Annotated in this window: 15 protein-coding genes; 4 read left to right on the top strand and 11 right to left on the bottom strand. The window is 57.4% G+C overall.

Features of this window, described 5'->3' with window-relative positions:
• Window positions 1-107: 107 nt before the first annotated feature.
• From KHP07_RS16300 to pdxR, 6 genes are all read right to left on the bottom strand, one after another.
• Complete coding sequence (locus tag KHP07_RS16300; RefSeq protein WP_078047888.1) at window positions 108-410, bottom strand: putative quinol monooxygenase; 303 nt, start codon at window positions 408-410, stop codon at window positions 108-110.
• A 228-nt stretch (window positions 411-638) separates the two neighbouring features.
• Window positions 639-1,739 (bottom strand): low temperature requirement protein A, encoded by a 1,101-nt coding sequence (locus tag KHP07_RS16295; RefSeq protein WP_064493025.1) that lies wholly within the window; start codon window positions 1,737-1,739, stop codon window positions 639-641.
• 98 nt (window positions 1,740-1,837) lie between these two features.
• Window positions 1,838-2,377 carry a DsbA family protein gene (locus tag KHP07_RS16290; RefSeq protein ID WP_214497511.1) on the bottom strand — a complete coding sequence of 180 codons (540 nt, stop codon included), beginning with the start codon at window positions 2,375-2,377 and terminating at the stop codon, window positions 1,838-1,840.
• A gap of 11 nt (window positions 2,378-2,388) precedes the next feature.
• The gene (locus tag KHP07_RS16285; protein WP_078047885.1) at window positions 2,389-2,931 is read right to left on the bottom strand and encodes a redoxin domain-containing protein; all 543 of its coding nucleotides are present in this window, start codon (window positions 2,929-2,931) and stop codon (window positions 2,389-2,391) included.
• A gap of 512 nt (window positions 2,932-3,443) precedes the next feature.
• Window positions 3,444-5,684 carry a putative bifunctional diguanylate cyclase/phosphodiesterase gene (locus KHP07_RS16280; protein ID WP_214497510.1) on the bottom strand — a complete coding sequence of 747 codons (2,241 nt, stop codon included), beginning with the start codon at window positions 5,682-5,684 and terminating at the stop codon, window positions 3,444-3,446.
• A 524-nt stretch (window positions 5,685-6,208) separates the two neighbouring features.
• Window positions 6,209-7,726 carry a MocR-like pyridoxine biosynthesis transcription factor PdxR gene (pdxR, locus tag KHP07_RS16275; RefSeq protein WP_214497509.1) on the bottom strand — a complete coding sequence of 506 codons (1,518 nt, stop codon included), beginning with the start codon at window positions 7,724-7,726 and terminating at the stop codon, window positions 6,209-6,211.
• 83 nt (window positions 7,727-7,809) lie between these two features.
• On the opposite strand from pdxR, the gene KHP07_RS16270 reads away from it, so the two are divergent.
• Both KHP07_RS16270 and KHP07_RS16265 read left to right on the top strand, forming a co-directional pair.
• Window positions 7,810-8,472, top strand: coding sequence for an FMN-binding negative transcriptional regulator (locus KHP07_RS16270; RefSeq protein ID WP_214497508.1), 663 nt, complete (start codon window positions 7,810-7,812; stop codon window positions 8,470-8,472).
• Window positions 8,457-9,221, top strand: coding sequence for a sulfite exporter TauE/SafE family protein (locus KHP07_RS16265; RefSeq protein ID WP_214497507.1), 765 nt, complete (start codon window positions 8,457-8,459; stop codon window positions 9,219-9,221). Before KHP07_RS16270 ends, KHP07_RS16265 begins: the two co-directional genes overlap by 16 nt.
• Before the next feature lie 974 nt (window positions 9,222-10,195).
• Here KHP07_RS16265 and KHP07_RS16260 read toward each other — a convergent pair.
• Complete coding sequence (locus KHP07_RS16260; RefSeq protein WP_100491054.1) at window positions 10,196-10,396, bottom strand: DUF6021 family protein; 201 nt, start codon at window positions 10,394-10,396, stop codon at window positions 10,196-10,198.
• 14 nt (window positions 10,397-10,410) lie between these two features.
• On the bottom strand, window positions 10,411-10,590 hold the full coding sequence (locus tag KHP07_RS16255) for a hypothetical protein (RefSeq protein WP_099493890.1): 180 nt from the start codon (window positions 10,588-10,590) through the stop codon (window positions 10,411-10,413).
• Between the two features lie 113 nt (window positions 10,591-10,703).
• Here KHP07_RS16255 and KHP07_RS16250 point away from each other — a divergent pair, with 113 nt between their 5' ends.
• The gene (locus KHP07_RS16250) at window positions 10,704-11,225 is read left to right on the top strand and encodes a DUF3087 domain-containing protein (RefSeq protein ID WP_214497506.1); all 522 of its coding nucleotides are present in this window, start codon (window positions 10,704-10,706) and stop codon (window positions 11,223-11,225) included.
• On the opposite strand, the gene KHP07_RS16245 is transcribed toward KHP07_RS16250, so the two are convergent.
• The 3 genes from KHP07_RS16245 to KHP07_RS16235 all read right to left on the bottom strand — a co-directional run bounded on the left by KHP07_RS16245 (window position 11,222) and on the right by KHP07_RS16235 (window position 14,271).
• On the bottom strand, window positions 11,222-11,689 hold the full coding sequence (locus KHP07_RS16245; RefSeq protein ID WP_223204506.1) for an MEKHLA domain-containing protein: 468 nt from the start codon (window positions 11,687-11,689) through the stop codon (window positions 11,222-11,224). The two genes, KHP07_RS16250 and KHP07_RS16245, sit on opposite strands and share 4 nt — an antisense overlap.
• A 16-nt stretch (window positions 11,690-11,705) precedes the next feature.
• Window positions 11,706-12,836, bottom strand: a complete 1,131-nt coding sequence (locus KHP07_RS16240) for an MFS transporter (protein WP_078047868.1) — start codon at window positions 12,834-12,836, stop codon at window positions 11,706-11,708.
• A 70-nt stretch (window positions 12,837-12,906) separates the two neighbouring features.
• Entirely contained in the window at window positions 12,907-14,271 is a 1,365-nt protein-coding gene (locus KHP07_RS16235; protein WP_214497505.1) for an MFS transporter, read from the bottom strand.
• A gap of 201 nt (window positions 14,272-14,472) precedes the next feature.
• Here KHP07_RS16235 and KHP07_RS16230 point away from each other — a divergent pair, with 201 nt between their 5' ends.
• Window positions 14,473-15,198 (top strand): carbonic anhydrase, encoded by a 726-nt coding sequence (locus tag KHP07_RS16230; protein WP_099493887.1) that lies wholly within the window; start codon window positions 14,473-14,475, stop codon window positions 15,196-15,198.
• Window positions 15,199-15,201 lie beyond the last annotated feature (3 nt).

Here is a 15,201-nt window from a genome sequence, read left to right as displayed (position 1 = left end):
TTTTAATTGATCACCGCCCGGGACAGCGGCAGGCCCAGGCGATCCTGATTTTCATACAAGACATCGTGAGCCTCCCCGAACTGAATGAAACTTCCTGTTGGATTTGCTTAACCGGGCAGCTTGGCTGCAAGGACGTCAACCTTCTCGATTGATGGCGGTTCGGCAAACAGCTCGGCAGCGTTTGCCATAAGCGCCGCCGCGACCTTGCCCGAAAGATGAGCCTGCCGGCCCGCATCATCCGGGAATGCGTCAAAGATGCCAAAGGTGGACGGCCCCAAGCGGATTCCAAACCAGGCTGTAGTGGCTGGCTCCTCCTCCACTAACGGAAGGCCACCCAAAAGAAAGCTTTCTACATCCTTTTCTTTCCCGGGTTTTGCTTCCAGGCGAACGAACAACGCTACTTTGACCATGATGTGGCTCCTGTTGTTACGATGCGGCTGGCGCTATCAGATCGCGATAGCTAAGAGGGGTATCCGAGACTCTTAACTATGGTCGACGATACCAGGATTACAAACCCAAATAGACCAAGGGTAGCGGCGAGTAGCGAACGGGCAGTGAGAACGACGTAGTGGGCAGCATATAACCGCAAGTCAGCCGCTTGCTCACTTGGTCCCACCCTCTGGTCTGATAATAATGATTCAACGATATCTGAAATTTAGAAAAACATAAGAGATCATGGTTGCTGTCAGGCCGACCAATATGTACTCGACGCGGGGTAAAAACACGACTAACCCGCCCAAAGAAAACACTATCAACGTGTTTTGTAGTATGTATTTCCTTATTCTACTCACGGCTATGAAATAGCCATATTGCTTACCTAGGAAAAACAAGGCCATGCCGGTGATCGACATAATCTGGAAATCGCGTATCGCAATGTCGTTCAGGATCGCATGCCTAATCAAATTCGCCAGAAGTGCCAGCCCCATAAAAAGAAAAAGGTGCGAGTAGATTAAGGCGTGCCCACTCATACTGCTTTGATGTTTGTTCAATAAGTAAAAACTATCAAAATAGATCCACCAGATACTGCAAATCATGATAAATCCGGTGATGGCCGCCATCACATTATAATAACCCCATTGAATGTTAGACAAGCCTCCGGAAAGGCTAATAATTGACTCCCCCAATAAGATTAGGGTGAGTAGACCTATGCGCTCAACCAAATGTTCCGTGTGTGCTGGCAACGGCTTTAGTTTAGTCCAGAAAAACACAGGAAACAGAATATCAAGAACAATCCCAATATAAGCAACAAGATAACGCAAGGGCGGGTCAAAAATAACGGATGAAAGACTAATAACTGCGCTAACTAATAGGGCGAAACCAAGCCTTGAGGAAAGTTCGCCGCGAGAATCGAGTTTACTAATGGATGAAATGTACATAACACTGATGATCGCTCGTATACCAAAATAGCAGGCAATAATAAGCGGGTAGTTCACTTCCAGGTCTTCCCCAATCCGTGCCGATAGCACAATGAGCAGGAGCATTATGAATAATGTTGCCAAACGGTGAAGATTACTGTCTGTATCGAACCTGTTGGAGTAAATCGTGTGACTGGACCAGATCCACCACAACGGTACAAAAAGCAGTAAGAATGTCCATAATTGCTTATGTTCAAAGTGGCCGTCATGAACATGTCCGAGAGTGTGCGTAACCTGGCCTATCGTAACAACGAAAGTCAGGTCAAAAAACAACTCCAACCATGTGGCGTGTCGATTTTCTTCATAATACTTCAAAGATTTCATTAGTTGCCGGCTCCGTGTCCACCTCTTTAATGTAAAAGGAAGCTAACGTTGGTTTTTCCTCGGCTCCGATGTGGGTGATGTTAAGCCGATTTGGCTCTCTAGCGATTTCGTCCACGCACTAACAAAAGTTCAATCATCTGACTCATCCCGATGAACTCTGGAACTCCGTCATAGCGAAGCCCGTCAATGTAAAACGCTGGGGTGCCATTCACGCCGCTGCGTACACCGCCATTGAAATCGGCTTGTATTTTGGGAATGTAAGTATCCTCTTGCATTGCAAGATCGAATTCCTCCTTGGGAAGGCCGTGTTTGAGAACGATGGCGCGATACAGCGGCAGACCCAATCGATCCTGATTTTCGTACAATTCGTCGTGGGCCTCCCAGAAGAATCCTCGACTCCCGGCATACTCAGCGGTGACCGCTGCACCCAATGCATGGGGGTGAGCGGTGGTCAGAGGGAAGTTACGGAACACAAACAGCAAGTCATCGCGAAAATGCTGTTGCAGATTCTTGACCATCCAATAAGCTTCACCGCAATAGGGACATTCATAGTCGCCAAATTCCACCAAGGTGACCTTGGCATGCGCACTTCCCTGGCGATGGTCGTTGGCACTTACCGGGATTTTGAGAGTGGCCATGTAATCACCTGTTAATTTTTGGTTGGCGTGCTTTGTGGCGAATTCACCAGAGCATCCAGCGCATCCAGAATGCCGTCCGCCCCAGGGTTGATTGCCATTGGTGAGACGTAGCTCCAGGCGACCACCCCCTCCTTGTCAATTACGAACAGTGCCCTCTTACAAACTCCGAGCTGGGACTCGTACGCTCCATACTGTCGTGCCACCGCCCCTTTGGGCTCGAAATCGGCCAGCAGGCTGAAGTGGAAATTTCGATCTTTGGCAAAGGCCTGATGACACCAGGCGCTGTCAACCGAGATACCCAATAGCACCGCACCATATTCTCTGAAGGTGGGTAACAACTGGTTGTACAAGGTCAGTTGGTCACCACACACCGAAGTCCAGTCAGCGGGATAAAACGCCAGTATCACGGGATTTCCCTTTAGCTCACGCAGCGACAACTGTTGATCAGGGGTTGCGTGAAGAGTGAAGTCGGGCGCGACAGTGCCGGCCGGCAGCGGACCCTGAACCAGGTCGCCATTGGTTTTTTGTGCATCATCTAACTCTGAAGTATTCATTGCTTGAACCTTGATAGATGGGTGGTTGGGACGTGCTCAGTGGGATACGACGTGCCCGGCGGGATAACTCCATCCACCATCAAGGGGAAAAAAAAGACAACGCTGCCTCGATCTCAGCCTGAGCCTGAGTAATTTCGGCAGCGAAACGTTTACGTTCCGCATCAAGGAACACAAGAAGATCCGCCGTGTAATCGCGGAATTGGATTAGGCCAGGTTGGCAGGGGAATGGTCGGATTCGCTCTGGCTCACCAATGACTATAGTCGTTGATGACGCTTACCGTAGTAACTGAACGAATTTTCTGTACCCTCCAGTGCCAACAACAGTCACGCGCTTAATGCGTCCACGGCCAGGCGTGTTGAGCAGAGCTTGGGTCTAAAGCGCTCAGTTCCCCAAACGCTTCTGCACCCAGCAAGAGATCCGAAGCGCTCACCAGGAACGCTCCAGGACAGAAGTGGCAACTGAAGTGTAGTTCAGGACAACCGGACGCGTTTGAATCTGCGAATTCCCCTGTTCAAACCTGCGGACAAACAAGACCGGGCTTCAGGGACCGGGATGCGCGTAGGCTAAGGAAGGCTTCGAGGTCTACACAGGGCATCGGTTTGGCAAAGTAGTACCCCTGAAAAATATCGCAGCGACTGCCCTTCAGGAAATCGATTTGAGACTTGGTTTCCACACCTTCGGCGACCACCGACAGGCTGAGATGATGGGCCATGGAAATAATGCCTTGGGTGATCGCTGCATCGTGATGGTCGGTAGCGATATCCCGGATGAAAGAACGGTCAACCTTGATCTTGTCGATGGGTAAACGCTTGAGGTAGCTGAGGCTGGAGTAGCCCGTGCCGAAATCATCCAGCGCAATGCGTACACCTAAAGCCTTGAGCTGGTGCAAAGTGTCGATGGCTTGTTCAACGTTATGCAACAAGAGCGACTCGGTAATCTCCAGTTCCAACTGCCCGGCGCTAAGTTCGTACCTGTTCAGCACTGCCTGGATACACTCGACGAATTGTCCACGCTGGAAATGAATCGGCGAAATATTAACGGCCATCGAGAGACCTGTGATGCCCTGTTCGCTTAGCTGTCGCAGCTGTGCGCAGGCGGTATCGAGCACCCAAAGGCTCAGCGGGATGATCTGGCCACTGTCCTCTGCCACCGGCACAAACACCGCTGGCGAGATAAATCCTTTTTCCGGATGCTCCCAGCGCAGCAAGGCTTCGATCCCGACCACCTGCCCCGTGCGTGCGTCTATCTGCGGTTGATAATGCAGCTGGAAGGATTGAGTTTCGATAGCCTTTTGCAAGTCATTGCGCAGGCTCGCGTGCTCGCAAACACGTTGATTGAGCTCGCTGGTGTACCACTGAAAGTTGTTGCGCCCTTCCTGCTTGGCTTTGTACATGGCCATGTCCGCCTGCTGAATCAGTTGCATCGGCTGCTCGATGTAACCATCGCTCAGGGTGATGCCGACGCTTGCACTCACATGCAGGTCAATACCCTGGATGCAGTAGGGTCTGGCAATGCTCGCCATCAGGCGCTCGGCTACGGGTACAACGTCCTCGTCACGCAGCAGGTCAGGCAGGAGCACAATGAATTCGTCACCGCCCATGCGCACGATGGTGTCACCGGGACGAACTTGCTGGGTCATACGTTGCGCCACTTCGATCAGCACCTGATCGCCAAAGAAATGCCCGATCGAATCGTTGATGGATTTGAATCCATCCAGATCAATGCACATCACCGCGAGCCGCCGATTACGCCGACGACTGATGTGGCAATCCAGAACCAGTCGCTCTTCAAGCGAAACACGGTTAAGCAAACCGGTAAGCCGGTCATGGCTGGCGTTGAAGCTCAATTCGCGTTCGAAATGTTTCTGCGCGCTGATATCCCGGGCAATGCCGAATACTCCGACGATTTCTCCGTTGACCATGATGGGCAGGTTGGAGATATCCATGGTCAACAGTTGCTCACTTTCGTCGCGAAGCTGTGCCTCGAAGCGCTGAGGCGCTCCGGCACGGGCTGCGCAAAAATGCTGACTAACCCGTTGCAGATCCTCATCGAGAACCAGATGGGAAAAGTGATGACCAATGAAATTGACGGCCGTGTGCGGTTTCAGCTTCAGGCCTGCAGGATTGACGCTCTGGATGTTGCCGGCCAGATCGAGGGCGAACACCGGGTTGGGGTTATAGGTGAACAATGAACGAAAACGTTGTTCGCTCTCCTCCAATCGCCGACCGTCACGCTCATGACGGATCGCAATGACGGCCAGTTGCGCGGCAAAAACCAGTTGTTGAATCTGCGCCTCGTCCGGCGCATGGATACTCTTTTGGTACAGGGCAAATGTCCCCAACACCGTTCCTTCATGGGAGAGCAAAGGGACTGACCAGCAGGAACGCAGGTCATGCCCCAGCGCCAGGCTGCGGAAACGTTCCCAGTTCGGGTCCCGTGCGATGTCTTCGGTGACTACAAGCTCGCGCCGGAACGCTGCTGTGCCGCAGGTCCCTTCCTGCGGACCAATAGCCATTCCATCTATCGCCTCGCTGTACTCGGCCGGCAGACCTGGTGCCGCGCCGTTGAGTAAGTGCTTGCCCTCTGCATCCGCCAGCAGGATAGAGCAGTAGGTTTCGGGAGTCTGTGTGTCGAGCATCTGGCAGATGGCGCAGAGTACATCGCCCAGATGCTGATCGGTCGCGATCATGCCGAGAATGTCACGTTGCGATTGGGGGAAGGTCTTGCTCTGAAAGCTTGGACGAGTATTCATGGTGATTCCTGAAGACTCTCGATTCGTCCGGTCTTCAGAGAGCCAGAAACAGTAGCGGGCCGATCACTGTCCACTTGTGCGTCGGATATACAGTCTATAGAGCGTCGCCCCGTTAAAAACAGACTCAGATCTAACAAAAAAAGCAGGATCACATTGTTGCCGTCTGGCTGACTTCGCTGTCTCGAGTTTTGGAAATCCGCCCTTTTACGGACGTTCACGACACCGCAGGTGGCCACATCGAACGCTGCGATTTTCAAGCCTGATTGTTCACCCGTGGCTACGGCGTGGGCGATGCCAAGACGACGCCGCACCCTAGCGATTTCGTCCGCGCCCTACGGACCGCTCTACTGGAGTCCCGTCATACTCCCTATGGCCGAAAGCAGTCATTTGTGGACGGCAGCTATCGGCCAATAGCGGCCCTTCCGCCCAGAACCAGTTTCACTCTTAGCAGCCACTCAAGCCGACCACTTTTTCTAATTCGCCTTATCTCTACCTATTAAATTAGCTCCTGTTCGAGCCGCACCTTAGATGACATGGTCATCTACTGATTCGGACCGAGTTCCGAGCTCTTTAACCTCCCGAACCACCGTACCAAGAATGCCGATCCCTTCATGAATCTGCTGCGTTGTCAGGCCGGCATAGCCCAAAATGAGCCCTGCCGATCGCTCGTATTCTACCGACGCGGGTTCGGCAAACAGCGGCGAAAGCGGATATACGCCAACCCCGCGTTCGAGCGCTATCGCCTGCAACGTCGGCTCATCCTGAGCGCGAAGCGCGGGTAGCGTTAATACGCCGTGCAAGCCCGCCGCCATGCCGGCCAGTTGCCCATATTCCGCCAGATGTTGTTCAAAAGCCTCCAGTAATGCCCTTCGCCGCAGTTCATTCTCCCGCCGCAGGCGGCGAACGTGACGCTCATAGGTTCCACTTTCGATCAACGAGGCGAGCACGTTTTGCTCCCAGCGCGGTGAGTGTCGATCGGTCAGCCGTTTTGCTTCACGGAAAACGTGAACCAACTCGCGTGGAAGAACCAGATAACCCAACCTGAGTTGCGGTGAGAGTGCCTTGGAGAACGTTCCGACATAAATGACGCGAGCATCTGCGTCCATGGATTGCAGTGCGTCGATGGGCCGCTGGCCATAGCGAAACTCGCCGCCGTAATCGTCCTCAATGATCCACGCGCGATGTCGCCTCGCCCAACTCAGCAGTTCGAGGCGACGTGCGACAGGAAGCACCGCCCCCATGGGAAACTGGTGCGACGGAGTGACAAAGGCCAGACGCACGCGATCACCTTCCGGCAGAGCATTGGTATCCAGTCCAGAGGCATCGACGGGGATGGGCAACGCCGTCGCGCCCGTGGCCTCAAAGCAATATCTGGCCATTCGGTAGCCAGGCTCTTCGAAGACAAATGCATCTTGCGGGTTCAGCAAAAGCCGGGCGCACAGGTCAAGTCCTTGCTGCGAGCCATGCACTACGAGTATTTGATCCGCATCACACGCCAGACCGCGTGCGCGTCGCAGATAACCTTGCAGCGCATTGCGCAAGCGCTCTTCCCCTTCGGGGTGGCCGTAAGCGAGGCTCGGTTGACGCTTGACTAGTTCGGAACGGTAGGCGCGCTGCCAACCCAGCGCTGGAAAATCCCTGGAAGCGACCGAGCCGTACCTGAAATCGATGCGGGCTTGTGGTGACGCCATGTTGTACGGCGTCATGATGGCCACTCGTTGCCCGTAAAGGGAAAGCACTGGCGGCAGTTCCTTTTGCTGCGCCGAGTCCCCTTGGGCATACCCGGATTGGGTGCTGATTATGCTCGCTACCGTGGCGGCTTTGCCCACTGATGTCAGTACAAAGCCTTCGGCCGCCAGTTGCTCGTAAGCCGCCGTTACCGTGGTTCGCGACACGCCGAGTTCGGCCGCGACTGCCCGTGTCGACATGAGCCTCGTACCGGCGGCAAGCGTGCCGTCTTCTATCTGCGCGCGCAGCCTGGCATAGATCCGACGTTGCGCGCCGCGGGAAGATGCACCCGGATTGGCTGAAAACTGGCCCATGGAAAAACCTCGAAACTGGCACTTTCGATGATGCAGGTCGTGGTCGACATTATGGACTCCCAACAATCCGTAGTGAAATCCCCATGTACATTCCCGAACACTTCGCAGAGCACCGCCCGGAACAGTTGCACCGAATTATCCGCGACAATCCGCTGGGCATCCTCGTGACTGAGGGTGAATCCGGCATGGATGCGGACCACATTCCCTTCGAACTCGATACCGGCCACGGAAAATACGGGCTGCTGACCGCTCATGTGGCCCGCGCCAATCCTGTGTGGCAACGTTGCGCCGGCGGAACGCCTGTCATGGTGATCTTCAGGGGGGCAGAAGGCTACATTTCGCCCAACTGGTATGCGTCCAAGCACGAGACGCATCGCCAGGTTCCCACATGGAACTATGAGGTGGTGCATGTGCATGGCGTCATGCGCGTGATGTCGGAAGAAAAGCTCCTGCGTCGCACCCTGGCCCTGCTGACTCGCCACCGGGAGTCAAAGGAGATCAAGCCCTGGAAGATGGGCGATGCGCCGCGTGAATACCTGGACGAGATGGTGTCGAGAGTCGTCGGTATCGAGATCGAAATGCAGTGCGTTGAATGCAAGCGCAAGCTCAATCAAAACAAGTCGCACGCCGATCGCTTGTCTGTGATCGCGCACTTGCGCGAGCGCGGGCACGTTGAGCTTTCTTCGATAATGCTGGCCAACCTTGAGCAGCCGGATCAGGGGGCAGCATCGTGGACCTTGAGTTGACCACCACCACGATTCTGGTGACCTTCGCCGGAGTTTTTTTGATCTGCTTTATGAAAGGTGCCTTCGGTGGAGGCTTCTCCATTGTCGGCATTCCGCTGCTGTCGCTGGTGATGGATCCGCTCACAGCCGGAGGTCTGCTAGCGCCGTTGTTTATCGCGATGGACCTGTTCGGCCTGCGTTACTGGAAGCCATCCACTTGGTCTAAACCCGACTTGATGCTGTTGTTACCAGGTCTGATTGTCGGCATCGGTGTCGGCTATCTACTCTTTCGCGTCATGGATCACCGCGCAGTCGCCTTAGTGATGGCAGCGATTACCCTAATTTTTGTCGGCCTCTGGTTCAAGACCGGCGGGGAAATCAGGGTCAGCCAGCGCTCATCGCTCAAGGCGGTGTCCGCAGGCGTCACCTCTGGGATCACGACTATGGTCGCACATTCTGGTGGGCCACCATTAGCGATGTACCTGTTGCCACTCGGTCTAAGCAAGAAAACCTATGCCGGCCCCACCAGCATGTTCTTTACCGTAGGCAATCTGCTCAAGGCCGTGCCTTGGCTGCTGTTAGCCAGGCCCACCGGTAACGTGCTAAGCCTGATGGTCATCTGCCTGTTAGCAGTTCCAAGTGGTGTCTGGCTGGGCTGGCGATTGCACACCAAGCTGGATCAACGCCAGATGTACCTTGCCTGCTACTGCCTGCTCGTAGTCACCGCGGTGAAACTTCTGTGGGATGGCATAAGTGGCTATATCGTCTGAAAATGCCTCACCACTATGAGGCCTAACGTTACGGCCATTACCCAACTGATTGAATCGCCCCTGATTTCATAGGCGCGTTCAATTGTCTGACTTTTGCCAATTAGCCAGTTCTGAAGGACGGAAGCGGGTTTGAAGCCACCTGACCCGACCGGCGGCTTCTGGCCGATTGACGCCTGTCGTGAGGAGCATGGCGTCACTGCTTGGTAGTAGTGTTGGTACGAAAGTGGTACGCAGCTTTCAGGCTGGCTCTGTAGAGCAAGGAAACCGTGGCCTACAGGATTAGTAATTCCAATCCATCACCGAAAAGGCTGATTTTTTTCGATCATGGCCGGCAGCAGTCGGCCGATTGTGTTGAAAAAGTCAGCTTCGAATTCCACACCAGATAAGTACGCGCCTGAGATTGAAATCTGAATTTTTGGCAGAAGTTTCAGTACTCGGATTTCACGTAGCAGCGGGCAACAGAGGTGTCTTCATCCATCAATATTCGAGTATTTTGGGAACACCGACTTTTTCAACACGATCGGCCGATTGCAACCATTCGCCTAATTCCGCTCCCGACCCAGAACAGCTCATCACCAATGACCGCATCCAAAACATCGCCTTGTCATCAGGCAACAAGCCCGTCCCCCCGATGATCAGCAATTACCTAATCACGAACCCGATGCTCCGTATAAACCTGAAGCCCCCAATCATGAAGTGGTTGTGCGTTGCCACTTTCAGTATTCAGTTAGTACTTGAATGCGGTCCAGTACATCGTCCATCGCACCCTCGGGCATGCACTCTACGCGCTTGATGCTTCGGGGCTCAAGGTTGACTGCGTGGGCCTGAGCGCACAGCTACCACACGCACTTGAAACCAAGCTTTTTGACCACGCAAAAAAAAACGCCAACCGATGTCAGCGTTTAATAACAACATGCTCAAGTCGAGCGCTCACGCTCGCAGAACCGAAAAGCTTAACGCGTCCCCTACCCCGCCTACGGCTTCAAATCACCCAACGGATCATAGGCCGGCTTCTTTTCATCCTTGTCTTTCTTTTCCTTATCCAGCGGCGCAATCGCCGGGCCGATGGGATCGACCTGCGGGTCCGCCACGTCGGGCGAATCCGGGTCGAAACCCAATTCGTCCTTGCCACTTGCATGCTCGCCTGAAGACGGGCCTTTCGGCGTACTACTCACGGCGTTCTCCTTTTTCAAAGTGGGCGGGCTTTGTCGTGCAGGTTTTCCAGGTCTTCCTCGACGCGTTCTACATCCTCATTGTCGTCGCGCTCTTTCGGGTCGTTGGGGCGCAACGCATCGTTGTCGCGCTCCTCTTCGCCGGGTGTGCGGTCAGGGTTCGGGGTGCCGGGGGGTGGTTGGTTGTAGTCAGACATGATGGTTCACCTCATAGGGTCTACACAGGTTTAGAGAAACCGCCCTGCGCCATCGTTCAACTTGTTTGCCCAGGCGTGAGATGATGCGGGCCCCTTCTGGAGACATGAACCGGATGTTCGAGCTCAAACCCTGCGACCCTGTGACCTTCCGCCAACAGACCCGTCGCAGCACGCTGATGGTCGCGGTGCTGTTCCTGGCCCTGGCCATGTTGCTGTCGACCCTGGCGGTGATGCTGTTCGGCGAGCCTGGCGGTGACAATTTCCGCTTCAATGTCGGTGGCGTGTTCGCCGGGGTGCTGATCACGCTGGCCTTGGTGCGTGGCCCGTTCTGGACCCAGCCGTGGCTGGCGCCGGCGGTGTATGGCTGGCAACTCAAGCGCAGCCTGATGAGCGTGACCAACGTGATGCACAAGGTCACCGAGCGGGTCCAGGCCAATGACCCGACGGCAATCAAGGTGCTGCGCTTCTATCACTTGGGCCTGACGCAGATGCATGAACTGGATGCCAATTCCAGCGCCCAGGTGCAGTTGGTTGCGGAGGTCGAGGCGCATAAGGCCAAGATGCAGGCGCTGGGGATCCATACCGAGCAAACCCGGTTCGACCCCACCTGGCTGGATGCCTTTAAGACCGCTTAAGCCAACACGCCGATGCGCTGTGCGTCGGGCCAGAACAAGGCCGCCTGGCCGCACGCTTGGCCGGCGTCATCGAGCAGGGTCCACACCACGCCGGCGTGGATCATGAACGGCTGATCGTGCGCATCCACGCGCCAGCCGCTGTAGCCTTGGGCGATGCCATTGGCGGTGACTTGCTCCAGCAGCACCTGACGCGCGGCGCGGTCGAGTGCCGAAGCGCTGTAGCGTGAGGGCATGCCGATGAAGGTGTCGCGCGGGTATTTGAAGCACTGCAGGGCGCAGTCATTCACGTAGGTAAAGCGCGGGTCGGCGCCGCCGTCATGGGCCAGCAGGCTGTAGGGCGCGTCGCTGTGCAGCCAGGCCAGGCGCTGTTGCGGGTCCAGATGCTCGGGGGCAGGCAGTCCCTGGCCGGTCCAGTGTCGATACGCCGCATCCAGCAGGCTTACGAAGTTTTCTTGAAGGGACACACACAACCTCACCGTGTCAGTTGGAAGTTTTTGCCCGCCAGCAGAACACCGCGCTTACCGCGATCGCCGCGCCCGCCAGGCCAAACACCCAGGGGGCCGAGGCAATCGGCAGCAGCAGGCCGGCCAGCAATGGCCCGAGGCCGGCGCCGATATCCCGCCAGACGGCATTCGAAGCCAGGGCCGAGACGCGCATCGAGCCGGGGTTGCGCTCGGCCACCAGGGTGGTTACCAGCGGCAGTTGCAGCGCGCGCAGCACCAGCACCGCCGCCGCGCCGACGATCACCCAGTAACTGCCAAACGCGGTCAGGGCCAGGGCACTCAGGAACGAAAACAGCAGCAGCATCGACGTGGCGCCAAAGCGCTGGGCCGCGCGCCCGCCCAAGGGGCTCAGGAGCATTTCCGAGGCGTAACGCAGCGCCATCAGGCCTCCGGCGATCAGTACTGCATCGCCGCCCAGCAGCTTTTGCGCCTGGATCGACAGGCCGAAGATAAACAGCCCATCCAGCGCCACCCCCTCGATAAACGACCACACCGCCACGCTGTCCGGCCACTTGAAGCGCCGCCCCGGCGTGGTGTGCAAGTCATGCCCCACCGTAGGCAAGCCGCGCGCCATCCACAAGCCCACCAGGCAGCACCCGGCCAGAATCAGAAAGATCGGACGCGGCCCGGCCCACAGGGTCAACCAGCCGCCCAGCGGCAGCGCCAGCATCGGCCCGAGGGCGATCAGCGCGCGGGAACGCCCGGCCCGGCGTGCGGCACCGGCCGGCTCCGAAGTGGCCAGCACTTGGGTGGACAGGTTCAACGCGGCAAAACACAGGCCCCACACCAGGCGCAGGCAGAGCAAGGCGGCGAAGCCGGACAACACCGAATTGCCCAAGGCGCACAGGGTCGCGGCGCCAGCGGCGATCATGCAGGTCAGGCGGTCGCCGTTGCGTGCGTAGAAATTGAGGACATGCCGGTAGCCGAAAATCCGCACCAGGCGGTTGGCCGCCAGTAACACACCGGCCTGGGCCAGGGTGATGCCGAAGGCCTGGGATTCCATTGGCAGCAGCAGGTAGAGCAACACGTCACTGGGCAAGCATAAAGCCAGGGTCAGCGCGGCGCGGCGGGAGTGTGTATCAGCGGTGCGGAGGGCCAGGCTGGACATAAATCTGAAACATCCCGAAATACTCAGGTCGCCACGGTAGCCTTCCACACCGATGTTTTACAACGCCCAATCACGGCTTTTTACCGTAGGGCAACAAACGCAAGCCACTGGCTACCGCGCCAACCAGGGCAAAGCCGCAGCCCAGCCACAGCGCATAGTGCGGCCCATTGCCCAAGGACAGGTGGAAACACAAGGCCACCAGCGACGCCCCCAGCGTTTGCCCCAGCAACCGCGAAATCGCCACGATGCCACTCGCCCCGCCACTGCGGGCCAACGGCGCGCTGGTCATCAAAGCCTTGAGGTTGGGCGACTGGAAGAACCCGAAACCGGCACCACACAGCGCCATGCGCCAGCCGATATCAAACGCCGAGGCGCCGTTGCCCAGGGTGGCCAACGCGGCCATGCCCACGCTGAGCATCAACAAGCCGATGCCACACAGCAGCCCCAGCGACACCCGGTCGGCCAAGCGCCCGGCCAACAATGCCATCACCGCCACCACGGCCGGCCACGGCGTCATCAGGAAACCGGTTTCCACCTGGCTATGCCCCAGCACCGCCTGCAGTAAAAACGGCAGCGACACAAAGGCCAGGCCCTGGGCGCTGAACGCACAAATAGCGGTCAAGGACGACAAGGCAAACACCGGGCGCGTGAACAGGTCCAGCGCCAGCATCGGCGCCGGGTGCCCGGCCTGGCGCCGCAACAGCAAGGCGCCGCACACCAGCGCCACGGCGATCAGGCCCAACGTCAGCGCACCTTGGGCACCGTGCACCGCCGTGCCCAGGCCCAGCACCAGCAAGGCAAACAACCCGGCACACAACAACGCTGCGAATCGGTCAAAGGCATGCCCGGTCATGGGCAACGTTGGCAATGAACGCAGGCCCAGCACCAAGGCCAGCAAGCCCAGCGGCACGTTGATCAGGTACAGCCAATGCCAGGTCGCCACCGACAGAATCGCCGAGGCCGCCGTGGGCCCCAAGGTAAACGCCAGCCCCACCACCAGTGAGTTGTAGCCCAGGCCCCGCCCGAGCATTTTCGACGGGTAGATATGCCGCAACAACGCCGTGTTCACGCTCATGATCGCCGCCGCCCCGAGCCCCTGCGCCACGCGCGCGGCCGTCAGGGTGACCAGCGAACCCGCCAGCCCGCAAAACAGTGACGACACAATAAACAGCAGCAACCCGCCGAGATACACCCGTCGATGCCCCAGCACATCACTGAGCGACGCAAACGGCAGCACCGTGGCGATAATCGCCAACTGGTAGGCATTGACCACCCAGATCACCGAGGCGGAATCGGTGCCAATCCCCTCCGCCAGGGTCGGCAAGGCCGTGTTGACGATGGCCGTGTCCAGGGTCGCCATGCCAATCCCCAGGGAGATCGCGAGCACGGCCGGCAGGCGTTTATTGAGGGGCAACCCATCGGCAACAGAAGACATGAACAATCCGCGCAGGTGACAAAGGCCCCTAGATTACGGCCAGACCGTTTTTTTTTCAGTGACCGATGGCCTGGCTGTCAGAATTTTCATGTTGATGGCCACGCGATTCCCGCCAAAAAACGGACAGTGCCTACATTTCCCCCCCGACCATTCTTTGCACCCTTGGCGTTTCTTCTCTTAACAAACCGGAGAACGCCGCCCATGCACAAGCAGCCACCCCTGACCCACGACCGTCGACAATTCCTACGCCTGGCTACGGTCGGCGCTGGCGCCCTGATGCTCACGAGCGCGTTACCCGCAGCGCTCACACACGCCTCGCCGACACCGAAAGCGGCCAATAACCTCAACCCACAACAAGCCCTGGCCAGGTTGATGGAAGGCAACGGTCGCTATGCCGAAGGCGTCACCAAGCGCCATGAATTCATGAGCGAGCGCGAGGCGTTGGAGGGCGGGCAGAATCCGTTCGTGGCGGTCCTGAGCTGCGCTGACTCACGCATTACGCCGGAATACGCGTTCGATACCGGACTCGGCGACCTGTTTGCCGTACGGGTGGCGGGTAACTTCGTGACCGACGACGGGCTCGCCAGCCTCGAATATGCGGTGGCGGTGCTCGGCACGCCGTTGATCATGGTGCTCGGGCACGACAGCTGCGGCGCCCTTGCCGCCGGGGTGAAAGCCACCACGGACAACGCCACGTTCCCCGGCAAGATCCAGGGCCTGGCCGACGCGTTCAAGCCGTCGGTGCGCAAGGTCTTGAAAGCGCCTGGCGATCTGCTTGCGAACGCCATTGCGCAAAATGTCAGCGACACGGTGGCGCGGCTCAAGGCCGAGTCGACGCTGCTGGCGGACGCCCTGGCCGCTGGCAAACTGCACATTGTCGGCGGTATCTACAGGTTGCACAGTGGCCGGGTCGAGTTGATCGGCTGACCC

Origin of the sequence: Pseudomonas sp. VS40, assembly GCF_018587885.1 — a bacterium.
Lineage (GTDB): Bacteria > Pseudomonadota > Gammaproteobacteria > Pseudomonadales > Pseudomonadaceae > Aquipseudomonas > Aquipseudomonas pergaminensis.
The sequence above is the reverse complement of the archived record's forward strand: the minus strand, read 5'-3'. Positions and strand labels throughout refer to the sequence as shown.

Excerpts from the sequence above, each read along its gene's own strand:
- KHP07_RS16270 (WP_214497508.1), top strand. The coding sequence starts at position 7,810 with ATGTACATTCCCGAACACTTCGCAGAGCACCGCCCGGAACAGTTGCAC.
- KHP07_RS16290 (WP_214497511.1), bottom strand. The coding sequence starts at position 2,377 with ATGGCCACTCTCAAAATCCCGGTAAGTGCCAACGACCATCGCCAGGGA.
- KHP07_RS16235 (WP_214497505.1), bottom strand. The coding sequence starts at position 14,271 with ATGTCTTCTGTTGCCGATGGGTTGCCCCTCAATAAACGCCTGCCGGCC.
- KHP07_RS16255 (WP_099493890.1), bottom strand. The coding sequence starts at position 10,590 with ATGTCTGACTACAACCAACCACCCCCCGGCACCCCGAACCCTGACCGC.
- KHP07_RS16240 (WP_078047868.1), bottom strand. The coding sequence starts at position 12,836 with ATGTCCAGCCTGGCCCTCCGCACCGCTGATACACACTCCCGCCGCGCC.
- KHP07_RS16285 (WP_078047885.1), bottom strand. The coding sequence starts at position 2,931 with ATGAATACTTCAGAGTTAGATGATGCACAAAAAACCAATGGCGACCTG.
- KHP07_RS16300 (WP_078047888.1), bottom strand. The coding sequence starts at position 410 with ATGGTCAAAGTAGCGTTGTTCGTTCGCCTGGAAGCAAAACCCGGGAAA.
- pdxR (WP_214497509.1), bottom strand. The coding sequence starts at position 7,726 with ATGGGCCAGTTTTCAGCCAATCCGGGTGCATCTTCCCGCGGCGCGCAA.
- KHP07_RS16295 (WP_064493025.1), bottom strand. The coding sequence starts at position 1,739 with ATGAAATCTTTGAAGTATTATGAAGAAAATCGACACGCCACATGGTTG.
- KHP07_RS16280 (WP_214497510.1), bottom strand. The coding sequence starts at position 5,684 with ATGAATACTCGTCCAAGCTTTCAGAGCAAGACCTTCCCCCAATCGCAA.
- KHP07_RS16230 (WP_099493887.1), top strand. The coding sequence starts at position 14,473 with ATGCACAAGCAGCCACCCCTGACCCACGACCGTCGACAATTCCTACGC.
- KHP07_RS16250 (WP_214497506.1), top strand. The coding sequence starts at position 10,704 with ATGTTCGAGCTCAAACCCTGCGACCCTGTGACCTTCCGCCAACAGACC.